Here is a 16,666-nt window from a genome sequence, read left to right as displayed (position 1 = left end):
AAAAGGAGTTCGATTATGTCAAATAATATATATGATTCTATTGTTATAGGCGGAGGTCCTGCTGGTCTTTCTGCTTTGCTTTATTTGGGAAGAGCTTTAACTAATTCTTTACTTATAGAGAAGAAAGGTATTGGCGGACAGATGATGAGTACTGATACTGTTGAAAATTATTTAGGTTTTCCGGAAGAGATGACTTCTTTTGAACTTGTTGATAGAATGCAAAGACATGCTGAAAAATTTTCTAAAAACCCTATAGTTTATGATGAGGTAACAAAAATAGAAAATATTAAAGATAAAGTGAAAACTATTCATACTGCAGATGGAAAAACTTATCAAACTAAAACAATAATACTTGCTATGGGTGGTTTTGCTAAGAAATTAGGCACTAAAGGCGAAGCAGATTTTGCTGGAAAAGGTGTTTCATACTGTGCTACTTGTGATGGTGCTTTTTATAGAGGAAAAACTGTTGCTGTAGTTGGAGGCGGAAACAGTGCTTTTGATGAGGCTTATTTCCTTACTAGATTTGTTAATAAAATATATTTAGTTCACAGAAGAAAAGAGTTTAGAGCTGATGCTATCAATATAGAACATTTAACTAATACTGGTAAAGTAGAATATGTATTAGACAGCGTGATAGATGAGATTTGCGGAGACGGAAAGGTTACTAATATAAAAATAAAAAATGTATTAGATAATTCTATACATGAACAAGCTGTAGACGGAGTATTTGTGTTTGTTGGTCAAGAGCCTGCTACTAGCATATTAAAAGATACTGGTATTGCTATGAAAGAGAGCGGACACATTATAGTTGATATGTCTACTATGGCTACTAATATAGACGGAGTTTTTGCTTGCGGAGATTCTGTATTTAAGCCTGTAAGACAAGTTGCTAATGCTGTTGGAGAAGGTGCAGTGGCAGCTGTAAGAGTTACTGAGTATTTATCTCATCTTTAATTTTTAAAAATTGCTTGACAAAAATATTTATTGATATAGAATTAATTTTATAATCAATAGGACTTTAATAAAAGAGTGTTGGTTTATCTCCCAAAAGGGAAAAACTGACCCTCTTTTTTTGTTAACAATTAAATATAATAGTAGTATGGTATTATGAGCGAAAAAAACAACAGAAGACCGCAAAGGCAAAAAGAATACGGCAGAGATGCTAAAAAGAAAAAAGTTAAACCTGTTAAAAAAGATGAAGTTAAAGTAATAGACCAAGAGTTGCTTTTTGAGAATGCTAAAAAATTAATAGAAAAGCATAATATTTATTTATTAGATTTAAAAGTACTTGCTGTTAAGGATAATAAAAAAGTTTATGCTGTTATATTTAAGAAAAAAGAGAGTGTTTCGCATAATCATTGTATTGAAGCTACAAGAGTAATTCAAGAAGTGATAAAAAATAATGGTTATGATGAGGGGGATTATACTATTACTGTATCTTCTGCTGGGTTTAGATGGAAATTTGATGATAATTATGAGCTTTTTGAAGATATGCCTATAAAGATTAAATACAAAGTAGATGATGATAATTATATTACTACTACTGCTATATTAAAAGAAGCTAAAGATGATTATATTATTATAAAGAATGATGATGATAACATTGATATAAAGATATTAAAATCTAATATTATAAAAACTAGATTAAATTGCTAGTAAAAAACAAAAATGGAGAATTAAAACTATGTTTGAAAATGTTGGTACTTATTTACAAATGCTATCTGAAGAAAAAGATATAAGTATTGATTTGCTTAAAGAAGTTGTAGAATCTGTTATGATTTTGGCTTTAAAAAAGAAATATGGAGATAATGTAAACTTCCATATTAATTTTGATAATAATAATAACCCTACAGTATATAGAGGAGTTAATGTTGTTGAAGAGGTAAAAGACGACAGAAAAGAGATATCTTTAGAAGAGGCTAAAAAACTTGATAGTGATATTAATTTAGGCGATGAGGTTTTAATATTAGTTGATCATGTTGGTGATTTTGGAAGAATAGAGAGTACTGCTGCAAAAAACTACTTTCTTTCAAAAGATTTCTGAGCTTGAAAAAAATATTATATATAATGAATTCAAAAGAAGAGAAAATCAATTAGTAAATGGATATTTTCAAAGAGAAAACAGAGGAAATATATATGTTAATTTAGGTAAGACTGAGGGTGTTTTACTAAAAAAAGATTTATCTCCAAGAGAGCATTATGCTGCGGGAGATAGAATAAGAGCATATATATACAAAGTAGAAAATGACAGGTCAGGACACCCTACTATATATTTAACTAGAACTAAAGCTGACTTTATTAAGAAATTATTTGAATTAGAGATTCCAGAGATTGCTGACGGCACTATAGAGATAAAAAATGTTGTAAGACAGCCGGGATTAAAAATAAAAATAGCAGTAGTATCAAATAAGCCTGAAGTTGATCCAATAGGAGCTTGTATTGGTCAGAAGGGTATAAGGATACAGGCTATTATAAAAGAGATTGAAGGTGAGAAGATTGACGTTGTAAAATGGTCTAAAGATATTAGAGAGTATATTGCAGAGGCTATTGCACCTGCTAAACCTACTAGAATAATTATTACAGATCCTGAGAAAAAAGAGGCTATGATTATCATACCTGATGACCAATTATCTCTTGCTTTAGGAAGAAGCGGATATAATGTTAAATTAGCTTCTCAGCTTACTGGTTATACTTTTGACCTTAAAACAGAAACTGATATTAAAGAAAATCCTGAATTATTAAAAGACATAGTTCCTTTGAATCAGATATTTGCTGAAAATGTTGAAGAGAATGTTGAAAATGAAGAAGCTATAGCTGATACAGAAGATACTCAAGAGGCGGCAGTAAGCAATTTATATTCATTAACTGATATAGATAAAGATGTAATAAAAACACTTATTGACGGTGGTATTAATTCTATAGAAGAACTTTATGGAATGGACGCTAATACTATTATAGAAAAAACTAATCTTGATGAAGAAACTGTTAATAACATTATAAATATTCTTAAAGAAGTTGTAAGTGTTGTAGAAGAGACAGATGAGAACTACGAAGGAATTGCAGAAGAGGTTGTTGAAGAGATAGAAGTTTATGAATGTCCTAACTGCGGTTCTAGCATTACTGAGGATATGACTAAATGTCCTAAATGCGGTATTGAGCTTTCTTTTGAATAATGGCAAATACTTGCAAAGTTTGTTCTTCCAATCATTATAAAAAAATTGGGGAAATTAAAAATATTTGGAAAGAGTATAAAGACGTTTATCAATGTGATGAATGTTCTTTATACTTTATAGATTCTCCAACCGATGAAGAGATTAACTCATTATACAAAAATGAATATCATAATAATATAAAAAATAAATTATTTGAGACAGCTAAAAGCAAAATGCGTTATGCTAGAAGTTTATCTCAATTTAATTATATAAAACAAACTATAGATTTGAAAAACAAAGATATATGCGAGATTGGTGCTTTTGACGGATTATTATTGGGTTTATTCAAAAAAAATAATAACAATGTTTTTGGGTATGAGCTTAATGATGATGCTAGAGTATATGCCAAAAAAAAATATGATATTGATTTAAAAGAAAACTTTTTGGAGAGTAAATCTAAATACGACATTATAATACTTTCACATGTAATAGAGCATTTTAGAGAGCCTAAAGAGATATTAATAAAAATAAAGAGTATGCTTAAAGAGAATGGATTTATATATATAGAAGTTCCTAATTCTCCTATGCCTAATGAATGTTCTTACAATATGCTTATGAGATATCTTAATACAGAGCATATTGTTAATTTTAATATGGATAATTTAATTAAGTTTGCAGAAAGTGCTGATTTAAAAATAGTGAGAAGTGAATATAATAATTATAATATTAGTATAGATAATGAAAATTTAAGAATAAGCCTATTAGAAGGCTCTTTGCCTAATTTTAGTAATTATTTTGCTTTTTCTTTGTTTGCTTTAAAAACTCTCATTGTTCCTAATGTAACTTTTACCAATTATAAAAACAAATCTAATAAATGGTCTTATGGAGAGAACATTAGATTAATAGCAAAAATATAAAATAAAAAAAATATATACTGAGAATTTTTAAGTTTGTCAAAATATAGTTGTTTAGGTATATATTATTATTCATAAACATAATGCTCTTTACATAGATTATAATATATACAATCTCTGCATTGATTTTCACCTGCTATAAAAATTAATTCTCCATCTGCAATATGTCTTAATACCTTGTCAAAATAATTATGAAGTATATTTTCTCCGTTGTATCCTAATATAGTAAGTATTGTTTCTTTATCATCAAATTTGATATAATTATTTTCTTTATTTACTACATTCTCTTCTTTATAAATACTAAAACCTAATTCGCATTTTTCTAATTGTTTAAATACATCAATATTTTTATTTTGTTTAATTATATATTCTTCTATAGCATATTTTAAATATAATAAAGGCTGTAAGTAATTATTAATTATATCATCATAATTATCAGAGCTTGCGATTTTTTTAATATTGTAGCTGCTTCCCTTATAATCTATGATTCTTATTCCATTTATTGTTTTATCATCATTGTAACTTAAATCTATTCTGTCTATTCTACCTTTAATTTTTACATCAAGTCCATTATAAGAATAAACTTTAACATAGCTAAAAGACTTTTCAAATTCAAATGGTATAAATCCATATTCTTCAATATTTTCTATTTCATTTGATATAAAATGCTTCATTATATTATTTATTTCATATGTCATTATTTTTTTATCATTGTCATCAGTAATTTCTTTATGTTTTATTAAAGTATCTTCTATAACTTCTTTTGCTATATTGCTGTAATTATCAAACTCTGAAGTTTTTAGTTTTAAATCACCATATTTATTTTTTATATTTTTGTAGAAATAATGAAATATATCATGATAAATACTTCCCTTTAATATTTTATCTATACCAACAGGGGCAGATGATACAGCTTCTATTTTACATTCATCATTATATAAAACTTTAGCAGGGCATTGCATTATATTAAGTAAGTAACTTACACTAATACCCTCATTACTATTAAATAATTTTTTTTGTATTATTTCTATTGCATTGTTATTAGCATCATCATATTCATTTTTATTAATTTTATTATAAACACTTTTTGTAATATCTTTTATATTAATTGGAAGCTTATTATTTAAATATTTATTATTATAATTTTCTCTTTCAAAAAATAAGCTCATCATATTTTCTTTTGAAGTGTGAATATTATCTGATATATAGTTTTTTCTATAAATAAAAGAGTTAATATCATTAAAATCTTTTATTCCAATTTCTGATGCTATATCTTCTAAATAATAAAATGGTATATCTAAATTGCCTTCATCATCTTTAAATCTAAAAGAGAAATAAACCTTACTGTCATCTTCTAATGAAGAGAGTATATTTAAAAATAAATTATAATACATATCAGATAATAAACTTTGAGTATTAAATATATGTTTTTTATATTTATTATTAATTTCTTCTCTAAGTTTATTACTCATAAAAAAGGTATTTGGCTTTCTCATTAAAAAATCATTATTCATACCCAATATAAATAAATGTTTTACTTTTATTCCTCTAGCATCATATAGATTACTTAATGTTATAGCATCATATTTACTTTTATCTGTTTTTATGTAGCTGTCTTCTATTAATGTACTTAAAGCAGAATAAAAATCATAATAATCTATTTTCTCTTCATCTTCTGTTGCTTCAAGTTTTAGTATTAATTCTATAAATAATCTTAATGTGTTTTGATGAATGTTAATGAGATTATCATCTTTATAAATCAGCTTATTATCAAATATTAAATCTACTTTTAAAAATTTTAATATTTCTATATAAACTATTGCTATAGTTTTATAAGTGTTTGCATATATTAGTTTTTTTAATAGTTCTATAAAATCTAGTATAAACTTATTGTCTTTTACGTTTTTTATAAAATCATCTAACGGCATAATGCTAACTATTTTTTCATTAGCATACAATGTGTTTCTTATGTTATAGTTATTTATCTCTTCACAATTGCTTATAAAAGGAGATGATAATATTTTAATTAAATTATCTACATCAATGTTTATTTTATCTTTTTTATCAAGCACAGTAAATACAGACATTAATACAGGTATAAGAGGCATTTTCCATATAAAATTCCCTCTTCTTTCATTAAAGTTAATATTACATTCTTTTAATCTTTCAACTATAATATCATGATATTTATCAGCATCAGAATAAATTATAGTAATATCTTCTAAAGAAATATTTGATTCTATTAGTTTTATTATTTCATCTAATACAGTATTAACTTCCTGTTTTATGCCGAATGCTGTTATTAATTTTATATTATCTTTTTCTATGTTTTTTTTGTTTATTAATGACTTTGCGAAATTTGATATTTGATAAGTATTTATATTATAATCATTAAAATAACTCTTAAAGTTTTTTACGCATTCCTCTGCCAAGAGTATATTTATTTTTATGTTGTATGAAGTTTGTATTGTATTTAATAATATACTATATAAATGAGGGAGGCTTTCAAAGTTGTATATATTTATTTCATCATAGTTATATTGCATCTCTTTGTTTTTTACTGCATTAATAAAATATTTAAATGCATCAAATTCATCAATAGCATTAATTGAAGCATTTTTTAGTTTATATATTTCTATGATTTTATTTATATCTTTTAAGTGTTCATTATTAAAAATTATCTTTTCATTACACATCAATTCAGCAAAACTAATCTCTTCCAAAAAAGAGTATAAACTTGAAGCTAATTGATAAGTGATAACTTGTTTAGATAATATTGATTTTTTATTTTTTTGTGCGAACTCATTTATAGCAGAATGCATATTTACTATAGCAATTGCTTTTTCTAACATATAAACATTATTTTCTATAGAATATTTTTTAAGAAAGCTCTCTATATTGTTTTTATAAAATTCATATATTGTTTTATAATTTGTAATATCAAGACTATAATATTCACCATTTTCTTTAATAATATAATGGTCTCTTGCTTTAGAGTTTGGAAAGAGAAATAATTTATTCATGCTATAAAATATCCATAATGCTTATTTTTAAAAAATAATAAACTAAAATACTATTTAATCAAGCATTTAAGTTAATACAAAAAAGTAGCATCTCCATAAGAAAAGAAATGATAATTATTTTCTACAGCAATTTTATATGCATTCATAATATTATCATAACCAGCAAAAGCACTCACCATAGCAAGAAGAGTAGAGTGCGGTGTGTGGAAATTTGTAATAAGAGCATCTACACATTTAAACTTGTATGGAGGATATATAAAAATATTTGTAGAGCCTTCTAATCTATTAAAATTAAAATCATTATATTCACTTTCTAAAACTCTTGCCACAGTTGTTCCGCATGATACTATTCTTTTTCCATCTTTTTTAGCATTTATTATTATATTGGCAGTTTCTTTTGGTATAGAAAATTTCTCTTCATGCATAACATGTTTTTTTAAATCTTCTTCTTTTATAGGGTTGAAAGTAGAAAAACCAACATGCAAAGTAACATAGCAAATAGTAATGCCAAGAGATTTAATTTTTTCTAAAAGCTCTTTTGTAAAATGAAGTCCTGAAGTAGGTGATGCAATACTTCCCTCATTTTTAGCATATACATTTTGATAGAACTCTTTATCTTTATCATTATATTCTTCTTCGCCTTTTTTCTTTCTGCTTTGTATTATATATGGTGGAAGAGGTATTTTACCGATTGTATCTAATATATTCGAAGTAAGCGGTTTTGAGAACTTTATTAATTTTGTTGATATATTATCTTTTATTATAGAAGCTTCAATTATTCCAATGTTTTCTATATGGCTATAATCTAAATATAATATATCATTTTCTTTTATGTTTTTTCCTTTTATTAAACATTCCCATAAATCTTCGCTATTATTGAATTTATTTAGAAGCAGTATCTCTGCATTTCCGCCTGTGTTTTTTTTAGCGTATATTCTTGCAGGTATTACTTTACTGTCATTAAGAACTAATATATCATCTTTATTTAGATAATTAATAATATCGGAGAAAATTTTATGTTCCACTTCTCCTGTGTTTTTATTAATTGTCATTAACTTACAATGATCTCTCTCATAATTTGGAGTTGTAGCTATTAAATTTTCCGGCAAATAAAAATTATAAGTTTCTCTATTTAAATAATCTATCATAAAAATATTTCTCTTTTATAAAAGTTAAATCTAAAAAATTAAAAAGTTACTATTATTCTTCTTTGTCTTAAAAATTTCGTTAAAGTCTTTTTGCTTACAGAATTGTATTTTAATATAGCATATTCATCATTAATTTTTTTTATGTTCATGCCTTTTCTGTTTGCCTCATAGACTATCTCTTCAAGTTTATCTTTATCTTTTATATTTATCAAAGTAATGTTTTCATATATTGAAGATATAATTCCTCTTTCATACCATCTGTTAATATTGCTTTCAACATGTTTTGGTATTGTAAGAGAATACTCTTCTAATACAGATTTTAATTTGCTTAAAAAATTATTAAAACTATATTTAGAGTCAGTTTCATTTATAATTGTTTTTGCTTTCAATATTTTATCTTCTGTGATTTTATAAGTATAAACACTTTCTATTTTTTTCTTAAGCTCAAAGTATAAATTACACATATAAATAAAATCATCATCAAAAGCATTATGATTGATTAAAGTTATTTCAAAATTGCCATTAATAAAACATTTTTTAGGATTGTTTTTTATGTCTTTTATACTTTTTAATGCAACAATAGCTCCTTCATAAAAAGAAGCTTCTACAAGACCAAATAAAAACATTGTGTATAATATATTATTATACATTTCTGGGGAGATAGTATTTTTTTCTTTTAATTCTAATAATAATTTAGTTTTAGAAATGTTTTCATTATCTTCTAATATTTGTAGTATTTTATTTTGATATTCTATATGATTTTTAAATATTTGTTTTAGTATAGTGTCTCTTCTTTTTTCTATATCTAATGATAGGAATTTTTTTACATTATCACTTTCTAAGGAAATAAATCCTTTATTGTCTATTACTATTAAATCAAGCTTCAAGCAAATATCTATTATTGTATTATAATCTATATTGTTGCTAAAAACTTCTAAGTTAATATTATCTATATTTATTTTTTGAATATCAACTTCATAAATAAAGTTTTCTATATCATTTAATATATTAAGGTGATTATATATAAAAATAGAAGAAGCAGCATTATCTTCGAGAGATTTTTCTATAGTATTTAATACATTTATGTTATTGATAGCTATAAATGCATTTTCACTCTCTTTTGTAAAGTACAATGTAACAATATTAGCTTTGCATAAGTCAAATAATTCATCATTAGTAATTTTGATTTTTGTATTTTCTATTATGCCGCCATTTTCATATATGGATATTATTTTTTTAAGATACTTTTTGTATGTTGAAGTATTATATTTTACATCAATATAGTTTTCTATTTTTTTAGTATTTTCTTTTAAGATAAGTGTTTCTAATAATTCTCTAATATTTGGCAGGAAGTTTAATGTATCATCATTAGCATTAAGTTTTCTTCTTTTCATTTTCAAATATAAAAGCCCAGATTTTTTTATATCATCAACATAATTAAAAAACATAGGCAATTGTTTTTGAGTATATTTAAGAGAATATGCAATATCTATAGAATTAATTTCTTTATCATAATTTTTAATGACAAAATAAACAATTTCCTTTTCTTCTTTATTTAAAAGAAAAAACTTATATGAAATCAAAGATATATTATCAGTCTTATTTTGCAAATCATCTATATTTTTTGCTTTCCAAATTTTTAATAATTCTTTTAATGTATCTTTTGATATTTGGCTATACATAATATATATTCACTTATTTTATAATAAAGTATTTAAAGAAACCTTGAGGCACATCATCAGGTCTTTTTGATTGTATCCAAGCAATCATAGGCTGACCCTTAATGAGTCTGTAAGGCACAAGTCCCCACATTCTGCTGTCGCAGCTTTGGTCTCTGTTATCACCCATTACAAAGAAATAATCTTCAGGTACATTATATATATATTCATCTGGTCTGTCTTTAGCATAAGGTATATATATATTCATCCAGAAAAATAGTTTTATATCATCGCTAACTATTTTATCATTAATATATACTTCAAAAGATTTAAGGTCATTATAATAATCTTCTCTATCAACAATCTTTTTAAATATTATAACATCACCTTTTTTTGGCACATAAATAGGACCATATATATCTATAATAGGTACAAAGTCTCTCTCTCCATAGTAGAAATAACCCCATTTATCTTCTATTTCATTTCCATTTATAATTATCTTTTTTTCTCTAATTTCAACAGTTTCTCCAGCAGTAGCAATTACTCTTTTAACAAACTCTTTTCTAGGGTCTAAATCTACAGTTTTAAGTCCAAAGAATAATTTAGCAGGAGCAAGATGCTTTCCTCCAGTGAGTTTTTCACCTATAAAGTCTGCAAGCAAAAATCTAGGGTCCCAGTTAAAAGGAGTAAGTGAAAATACCATTACAGGCAATTTTAACATCTGTACCAAAGGTGAAGGTTCATAGTACGGCATAGAAGATTCGCAGCCAAAAGTAGAAGAAGGAGGTGCTCTAAATACAACTAAGTCTCCTCTTTGAGGTGATTTGATTTTAGGAAGTCTATATCCTAAAAGCCCATCTGTAAATGGAAGTTTTACACCATATACGAATCTATTTGCAAATAACCTATCTCCAGGCATAATAATTGGTATCATAGAGCCTGTTGGAATTTGATAGTTTTGTATTAAAAATGTGTTTATAATTAGCACTATTACTATTGCGTATAAAATTTCTTTTAGGGTATGTTTAAAAGTTCTGCATTCGCCTATTATGATATCTGTAATATTTTTTATAGGGTTTTCCATAAATATAAGCACCTTCTCTAAATATTAATGTGCTATTGTATAATAATATTTATAAAAAATCAACTTGAATAATATGTATAATTTTTAAAATATATATTATTTTTATAGTGCAAATTTGATATTTGACTTTATATTTTTATGATATATTATCTTTAAAATAATGTTTTAAAAATGGTAATTAAATTATGAATAAAAAAATTATACTACTCATAATATTTTTAAGCATAGTTTTATCTTCTTGTATTATTAATTTAAACACTTCTTCTATTTTTACAACAGGAAGAACATATACAGGAGCTTGGTCTGGATATTTATATGGAACAGATAATATACATGGTAACTCTATTATAAGAATTGCTTCTGACGGTACTATGCAATTTAAAGACCAGTATAATATTACTATAGATTTTTATAAATATGATATTGTACATAAAACTGTTTCTGGGAATGATGTTTATGAAGCAAGCAAATATATGTATGATAGGGGAGATAGTGTTACTTATTATTTAACAATAGAGTTTGTAAAGAGCAGTTATAATGAAAGTATTTATATAGCTAATGTTAGGCTGGTCGAGAAAAGAAATATTATGAATGATAAAATATATAGCGGTACTTTTAATAGATATTAATTAATTTTGAAGGTTATAATAATTATATGTCAAATCATATAGGCAAAGATCTCACAGAGTCAAAAGTTTCTTCTACACTCATCACACTTTTAGTGCCAATATTGTTATCAAACACATTAAATGTTGTTTATAATATAGTAGATAGCATATGGATAGGCAATATTATAGGGCCTCTTGGGCTTTCTGCTGTTGCTGTGAGTTTTCCAATAACACTTATGATGGGCTCTTTTGCTTTTGGTGTAAATATGGCTAATGGGGTTATAGTATCTCAATATTATGGTGCTAAAGATTATAACACGGTTAGCCATGTAATAAAGGTATCTACCACTTTGGGAGTTATTATACTTTTTACTGTGGGTTCATTAATGTTTATATTTGCTAAAAAAATATTAATAATAATGAACACCCCAAAAGATGCTTTAGATATGGCTGTTATTTATTTGAGAATAACTATAATAGGCTTGCCGTTTGCTTATTCTTATTTTTTTATATCTTCTATACTTAGAGCTGTTGGCGATAGCGTGAGACCTTTAATATTTTTGATAGTATCTTCTATTGTTAATATTATATTAGACCCAATACTTATAAAGGGCTTTTTTATAATTCCAGCAATGGGGCTTAAGGGTGCTGCTATTGCCACTGTAATATCGCAATGTATTTCTGTGTTAATAAGCACATCATATTTAAGAATAAAAAATAGCTTTATAAAAATTAACCCTTTTATATTTACATTTGATATTAAAATAACTAAAAAGATAATGAAATTAGCAATTCCAATTTCGTCAAATCAGTTTATAGTAGCTTTTGGCTGGCTTATAATAACAAGGCTTATAAGCAGTTTTGGAGAAGCTGCAAGTGCTACGGTTGCTATAGTAAATAGGGTAGAATCTTTATTTATTATGCCTATAGGGGCTTTGGGTAATGCTGTTATGACAATGTCTGCACAAAATATTGGAGCTAATAAATTTGATAGAGTAAAAGAAATTTTTCAAAATGGTATTGTTATTGGTATAATTATCTCTTCTGTGATGAGTATATTTTCTATAGTTAATCCTCATTTATTAATTAATATGTTTACAAAAGATTTGGAAGTTTTTGAATATTCTAAAAGCTATATTTATACTATAATGCCTATATTTATATTTTATTCTATAATGTTTGTATGTAATGGTGTAATTAATGGAGCTGGCAAAACTATAGTAATAATGATTTTTAGTACTTCTACTACGCTTATTTTAAGAACAATATTAGCTTATGCATTATCAGGAAAGTTTGCACTTGTTGGTATATGGGCATCTATGGGTATTTGCTATATAATAAATACTTTATTTAGTTTATATTATTATAAATCTAATAAATGGCAGAAAAACTCAAATATCACACAATAGATAAAAAATTAAATTAAAAATTATTTATTCTATAAAAGTTAATTCTTTAGTATAAGGTATTTGGAATTTCATGTTTTGTATTGTAAAAGTTAAAGTAATTTTAGCGGAGCATTTGAAGTTTTTATTTTTTATGCTTCCAAATGCTGTAGTAAATACATCAATATATTTAGCATTAAACTCCATATTAACATCTTCTGATTGCTTAGAAGCTATTTTTAGAGTTTGAACAGTATTAGCAGTTGCGAAAACTTTATTGTCTGTATTGATTAATTCTACATCTATTCTTTCTAATGGAAGTTCAAAAGGAAAATTATTTTTTATATTTAGAAGCACATCTAAAGTTATATCTTTAAAAGTTATACTAGAAATAGAAGCTTTTTTTACTTTTATCTCTGGTTTATTTTCTTCTATATATTCTCTTGTAATTTCTTTTGCTGTATTTTGTAATGTTTCGCATGAAGATAATACAAATAATAAAGATATTAAAACAATAGATATTTTTTTGATATTTTTCATAGAATGAACTTCCTTGATGTTAATTTGTTATAGAACTAAAAATCTATCTATATTGGATTATATATAATTTATAATAGTATTGCAAATTTGTATATTAAGATTTCATATTTAATTTTATATAATTTTTTATTATAGAAGTTTTTTTGATATATTAATAATATTTATAAAATATTTAATTAGAATTAAAAAACTTAAATAAAATTTTATTTATAGTATTGACATTATTTTTATTTGTATTATATTGAGTTTCATTAAAAAAAATAATGCAATAGCTCGAGTAATGGATATTCTTTGCAGGTGTATCTGTTGACTAAGAAAGGCTTATTATTAGTATAATTAGCTAGAACGAAAAAAACCCTATGCGGGTAAGCGACGAGTAAACTGCGTTTTATACGTTAACATGTATATACGTAATTTTACGGAGGCTATTGTAAATATACGCATAGGGGGTCGTGTAATGGGCGATAATATTATCGTATCTTTAAAAAATATCAATGTATCTTATGGTGAAAATACCATACTTGAAAATCTCAATTTAGACATAAAAGATAAAGAGTTTCTCACTCTATTAGGACCTTCAGGCTGCGGTAAAACAACTATACTTAGAACTATAGCAGGTTTTGTTAAGCCAGATTCTGGAGAGGTATTGTTTGACGGTAAGGTGATAAATAATACTCAGCCCTACAAAAGGGAAGTAAATACTGTTTTTCAAAGATATGCTTTGTTTCCGCATCTTAATGTGTTTGAAAACATTGCTTTTGGTCTTAATCTCAAAAAGGTTCCTAAAGCAGAGATTAAAGATAGAGTTCATCAAATGCTCAAGATGGTGAACTTAGAAAATTATGGAAATAGAAATATTAATAATTTATCAGGTGGTCAGCAGCAGAGGGTAGCTATTGCAAGGGCTTTAATAAACAAGCCTAGAGTTTTGCTTCTTGATGAACCTTTGGGGGCATTGGATTTAAAACTTAGAAAAGAGATGCAAATAGAGCTTAAAAAAATTCAGCAGTCATTAGAAATTACTTTTGTATATGTTACTCATGACCAAGAAGAAGCTTTAACTATGAGCGATACAGTGGCAGTTATGAAAGACGGTGAAATACTTCAGATTGGCACTCCTCAAGATATATACAATGAACCAAAAAATGCATTCATAGCAGATTTTATTGGAGAGAGCAATATTATAGACGGTATTATGCATGAAGATTATTTGGTTGAGTTTGCTGGTTATGTATTTAATTGTGTTGATAAGGGTTTTGAAAAGTTAGAGAAAGTTGATGTTGTTATTCGTCCGGAAGATATAATAGTAGTGCCTGCTGATAATGCTAATATATCTGGACTTGTGGAATCTGCTATATTTAAAGGTGTTCATTATGAGATGATACTCGATGCTCATGGTTATAAATGGATTATACATTCTACAGAAAAATGGGAAGCTGGTACTGAGATTGGTATTGATGTAGCTAAAGAAAATATTCATATAATGAAAAGAGAGGAAGAGGAGGTACTTTTATGAAAACAAAAATACCTGCTATACCTTATCTTATTTGGACTTTAGTTTTTATATTGGTGCCTTTAGTTTTGGTTATATATTTTGCTTTTACTAATCAGAGAGGGGATTTTACTATAAAAAATTTTGCAGATGTTTCTACATTTGCCCCTGTTATAATGCGTTCTGTTATGCTTGCTTTTGTGTCTACTTTGGTGTGCTTAATACTTGCTTATCCATTATCTTATTATATATCAAGACAAAACAAAACAGTTCAGCATGCTTTAATAATGCTTGTAATGCTTCCTATGTGGATGAACTTTTTATTAAGAACATATGCTTGGATGACCATATTAGAGCAAAATGGTTTAATTAATAAGGCTTTGATTTTTTTCGGGCTTTCACCTGTAAAGCTTATAAATACTCAATGGGCTGTGCTTATAGGGATGATATATAACTATTTGCCTTTTATGATACTTCCTCTATATTCTGTAATGACAAAAATACACAAAAGTTTAATAGAGGCTTCTCAAGATTTGGGTGCTAATTCTTTTAATGTATTTACAAAGGTTGTTTTTCCTTTAAGTTTGCCTGGTATGGCTTCTGGCGTTACTATGGTATTTGTTGCAGCGGTAAGTACGTTTGTAATTTCTCGTATGCTTGGTGGAGGCTCAAACATACTTATAGGTGATTTGATAGAGATGCAATTTTTAGGAATGTCTTATAATCCTAATTTGGGTTCTGCTATTAGTTTAGTTTTAATTGTAATTTCATTATGTGCTATACTTCTTATGCAGCAGATTGATGATGATGACGATGTGGAGGGTATGCTATTATGATAAAAAAAATACTCTCTAGAACATATATTGCTTTTATATTTTTGTTTTTATATGCTCCTATAGCTATATTAATATTTTTTTCTTTCAACAAAGCAAGAGGACGCGGAGTTTTTACAGGATTTACTTTTGAATGGTATGAAAGACTTTTTTCAAATAATTTGATATTAACTTCTTTTTTAAACACAATTATAGTAGCTGCTGTTTCATCTGTACTTGCTACAATTATAGGAACTATGGCTGCTATTGGGATAAGCTCTTTCAACAAAAAAATGAAAAGTGCTATTATGGGTGTTACATATATATCTATAATTAACCCTGAAATAGTAACTGGTGTTTCATTAATGCTTTTATTTGTAATAATGAAATTGAAATTCGGTTTTACAACTTTGATACTTGCTCATATTACTTTTAATATACCTTATGTAATATTAAATGTTCTTCCAAAATTAAGACAGCAAGACAGCAGTTTGTATGAAGCGGCATTAGATTTGGGTTGTACTCCTACTTTGGCTTTTTGGAAGGTTGTAATTCCTGATATATTTCCTGGTATTATAGCTGGTTTTTTAATGGCTCTCACTTATTCTTTAGATGATTTTGTTGTTAGTTATTTTACTTCCGGTATCACTTCGCAAACTCTTCCTATAACAATTTATTCTATGACTAGAAAAAGAGTAAGTCCGGAAATTAATGCTATATCTACTGTAATATTTACTATAGTGCTTATCACTTTAGTAGTTATTAATATTAAAGAGATAAAAAAAGAAAAATATTTAACACAGCTCAAAAGAAAATTTAATAAAAATAATTAATAGTTAAAAGGAGAATA

Annotated in this window: 13 protein-coding genes and 1 pseudogene; 9 read left to right on the top strand and 5 right to left on the bottom strand. The window is 26.1% G+C overall.

Features of this window, described 5'->3' with window-relative positions:
- Positions 1–15: 15 nt before the first annotated feature.
- The 4 genes and pseudogenes from trxB (at position 16) to BPP43_RS06500 (ending at position 4,069) form a co-directional block, all read left to right on the top strand.
- The gene (gene trxB / locus BPP43_RS06515; protein ID WP_013244581.1) at positions 16–954 is read left to right on the top strand and encodes a thioredoxin-disulfide reductase; all 939 of its coding nucleotides are present in this window, start codon (positions 16–18) and stop codon (positions 952–954) included.
- Between the two features lie 153 nt (positions 955–1,107).
- On the top strand, positions 1,108–1,656 hold the full coding sequence (locus BPP43_RS06510) for a ribosome assembly cofactor RimP (RefSeq protein ID WP_014936619.1): 549 nt from the start codon (positions 1,108–1,110) through the stop codon (positions 1,654–1,656).
- A gap of 28 nt (positions 1,657–1,684) precedes the next feature.
- Positions 1,685–3,173 (top strand): annotated as a pseudogene (nusA, locus tag BPP43_RS06505) (transcription termination factor NusA).
- On the top strand, positions 3,173–4,069 hold the full coding sequence (locus BPP43_RS06500) for a class I SAM-dependent methyltransferase (protein ID WP_015274513.1): 897 nt from the start codon (positions 3,173–3,175) through the stop codon (positions 4,067–4,069). Before nusA ends, BPP43_RS06500 begins: the two are co-directional and overlap by 1 nt.
- A 65-nt stretch (positions 4,070–4,134) precedes the next feature.
- On the opposite strand, the gene BPP43_RS06495 is transcribed toward BPP43_RS06500, so the two are convergent.
- The 4 genes from BPP43_RS06495 to lepB form a co-directional block, all read right to left on the bottom strand.
- A complete protein-coding gene (locus BPP43_RS06495) occupies positions 4,135–7,089 on the bottom strand; it encodes a PD-(D/E)XK nuclease family protein (RefSeq protein WP_015274512.1) in 2,955 nt (984 codons plus the stop codon).
- A gap of 71 nt (positions 7,090–7,160) precedes the next feature.
- Positions 7,161–8,237 (bottom strand): tRNA preQ1(34) S-adenosylmethionine ribosyltransferase-isomerase QueA, encoded by a 1,077-nt coding sequence (queA, locus tag BPP43_RS06490; protein ID WP_015274511.1) that lies wholly within the window; start codon positions 8,235–8,237, stop codon positions 7,161–7,163.
- A 38-nt stretch (positions 8,238–8,275) separates the two neighbouring features.
- Positions 8,276–9,919 (bottom strand): hypothetical protein, encoded by a 1,644-nt coding sequence (locus BPP43_RS06485; protein WP_015274510.1) that lies wholly within the window; start codon positions 9,917–9,919, stop codon positions 8,276–8,278.
- Between the two features lie 13 nt (positions 9,920–9,932).
- Entirely contained in the window at positions 9,933–10,979 is a 1,047-nt protein-coding gene (lepB, locus tag BPP43_RS06480; RefSeq protein ID WP_013244588.1) for a signal peptidase I, read from the bottom strand.
- 185 nt (positions 10,980–11,164) lie between these two features.
- Here lepB and BPP43_RS06475 point away from each other — a divergent pair, with 185 nt between their 5' ends.
- Together BPP43_RS06475 and BPP43_RS06470 are read left to right on the top strand one after the other, a co-directional pair.
- A complete protein-coding gene (locus BPP43_RS06475; protein ID WP_013244589.1) occupies positions 11,165–11,608 on the top strand; it encodes a hypothetical protein in 444 nt (147 codons plus the stop codon).
- Between the two features lie 26 nt (positions 11,609–11,634).
- The gene (locus tag BPP43_RS06470; protein ID WP_015274509.1) at positions 11,635–12,996 is read left to right on the top strand and encodes an MATE family efflux transporter; all 1,362 of its coding nucleotides are present in this window, start codon (positions 11,635–11,637) and stop codon (positions 12,994–12,996) included.
- 24 nt (positions 12,997–13,020) lie between these two features.
- Here BPP43_RS06470 and BPP43_RS06465 read toward each other — a convergent pair whose 3' ends face one another.
- On the bottom strand, positions 13,021–13,512 hold the full coding sequence (locus tag BPP43_RS06465; RefSeq protein WP_013244591.1) for a hypothetical protein: 492 nt from the start codon (positions 13,510–13,512) through the stop codon (positions 13,021–13,023).
- Between the two features lie 457 nt (positions 13,513–13,969).
- Here BPP43_RS06465 and BPP43_RS06460 point away from each other — a divergent pair, with 457 nt between their 5' ends.
- The 3 genes from BPP43_RS06460 to BPP43_RS06450 are packed head-to-tail and all read left to right on the top strand — an operon-like array spanning position 13,970 to position 16,649.
- On the top strand, positions 13,970–15,028 hold the full coding sequence (locus BPP43_RS06460) for an ABC transporter ATP-binding protein (RefSeq protein WP_013244592.1): 1,059 nt from the start codon (positions 13,970–13,972) through the stop codon (positions 15,026–15,028).
- Complete coding sequence (locus BPP43_RS06455) at positions 15,025–15,840, top strand: ABC transporter permease (RefSeq protein ID WP_013244593.1); 816 nt, start codon at positions 15,025–15,027, stop codon at positions 15,838–15,840. Before BPP43_RS06460 ends, BPP43_RS06455 begins: the two co-directional genes overlap by 4 nt.
- The gene (locus tag BPP43_RS06450; protein ID WP_013244594.1) at positions 15,837–16,649 is read left to right on the top strand and encodes an ABC transporter permease; all 813 of its coding nucleotides are present in this window, start codon (positions 15,837–15,839) and stop codon (positions 16,647–16,649) included. Before BPP43_RS06455 ends, BPP43_RS06450 begins: the two co-directional genes overlap by 4 nt.
- The last annotated feature ends 17 nt before the right edge of the window (positions 16,650–16,666 follow it).

It is taken from the genome of Brachyspira pilosicoli P43/6/78 (assembly GCF_000325665.1).
Taxonomy (GTDB): Bacteria; Spirochaetota; Brachyspiria; order Brachyspirales; family Brachyspiraceae; genus Brachyspira; species Brachyspira pilosicoli.
This window is presented reverse-complemented; position numbering and strand designations above follow the sequence as displayed.

Excerpts from the sequence above, each read along its gene's own strand:
- trxB (WP_013244581.1), top strand. The coding sequence starts at position 16 with ATGTCAAATAATATATATGATTCTATTGTTATAGGCGGAGGTCCTGCT.
- BPP43_RS06510 (WP_014936619.1), top strand. The coding sequence starts at position 1,108 with ATGAGCGAAAAAAACAACAGAAGACCGCAAAGGCAAAAAGAATACGGC.
- BPP43_RS06500 (WP_015274513.1), top strand. The coding sequence starts at position 3,173 with ATGGCAAATACTTGCAAAGTTTGTTCTTCCAATCATTATAAAAAAATT.
- BPP43_RS06495 (WP_015274512.1), bottom strand. The coding sequence starts at position 7,089 with ATGAATAAATTATTTCTCTTTCCAAACTCTAAAGCAAGAGACCATTAT.
- queA (WP_015274511.1), bottom strand. The coding sequence starts at position 8,237 with ATGATAGATTATTTAAATAGAGAAACTTATAATTTTTATTTGCCGGAA.
- BPP43_RS06485 (WP_015274510.1), bottom strand. The coding sequence starts at position 9,919 with ATGTATAGCCAAATATCAAAAGATACATTAAAAGAATTATTAAAAATT.
- lepB (WP_013244588.1), bottom strand. The coding sequence starts at position 10,979 with ATGGAAAACCCTATAAAAAATATTACAGATATCATAATAGGCGAATGC.
- BPP43_RS06475 (WP_013244589.1), top strand. The coding sequence starts at position 11,165 with ATGAATAAAAAAATTATACTACTCATAATATTTTTAAGCATAGTTTTA.
- BPP43_RS06470 (WP_015274509.1), top strand. The coding sequence starts at position 11,635 with ATGTCAAATCATATAGGCAAAGATCTCACAGAGTCAAAAGTTTCTTCT.
- BPP43_RS06465 (WP_013244591.1), bottom strand. The coding sequence starts at position 13,512 with ATGAAAAATATCAAAAAAATATCTATTGTTTTAATATCTTTATTATTT.
- BPP43_RS06460 (WP_013244592.1), top strand. The coding sequence starts at position 13,970 with ATGGGCGATAATATTATCGTATCTTTAAAAAATATCAATGTATCTTAT.
- BPP43_RS06455 (WP_013244593.1), top strand. The coding sequence starts at position 15,025 with ATGAAAACAAAAATACCTGCTATACCTTATCTTATTTGGACTTTAGTT.
- BPP43_RS06450 (WP_013244594.1), top strand. The coding sequence starts at position 15,837 with ATGATAAAAAAAATACTCTCTAGAACATATATTGCTTTTATATTTTTG.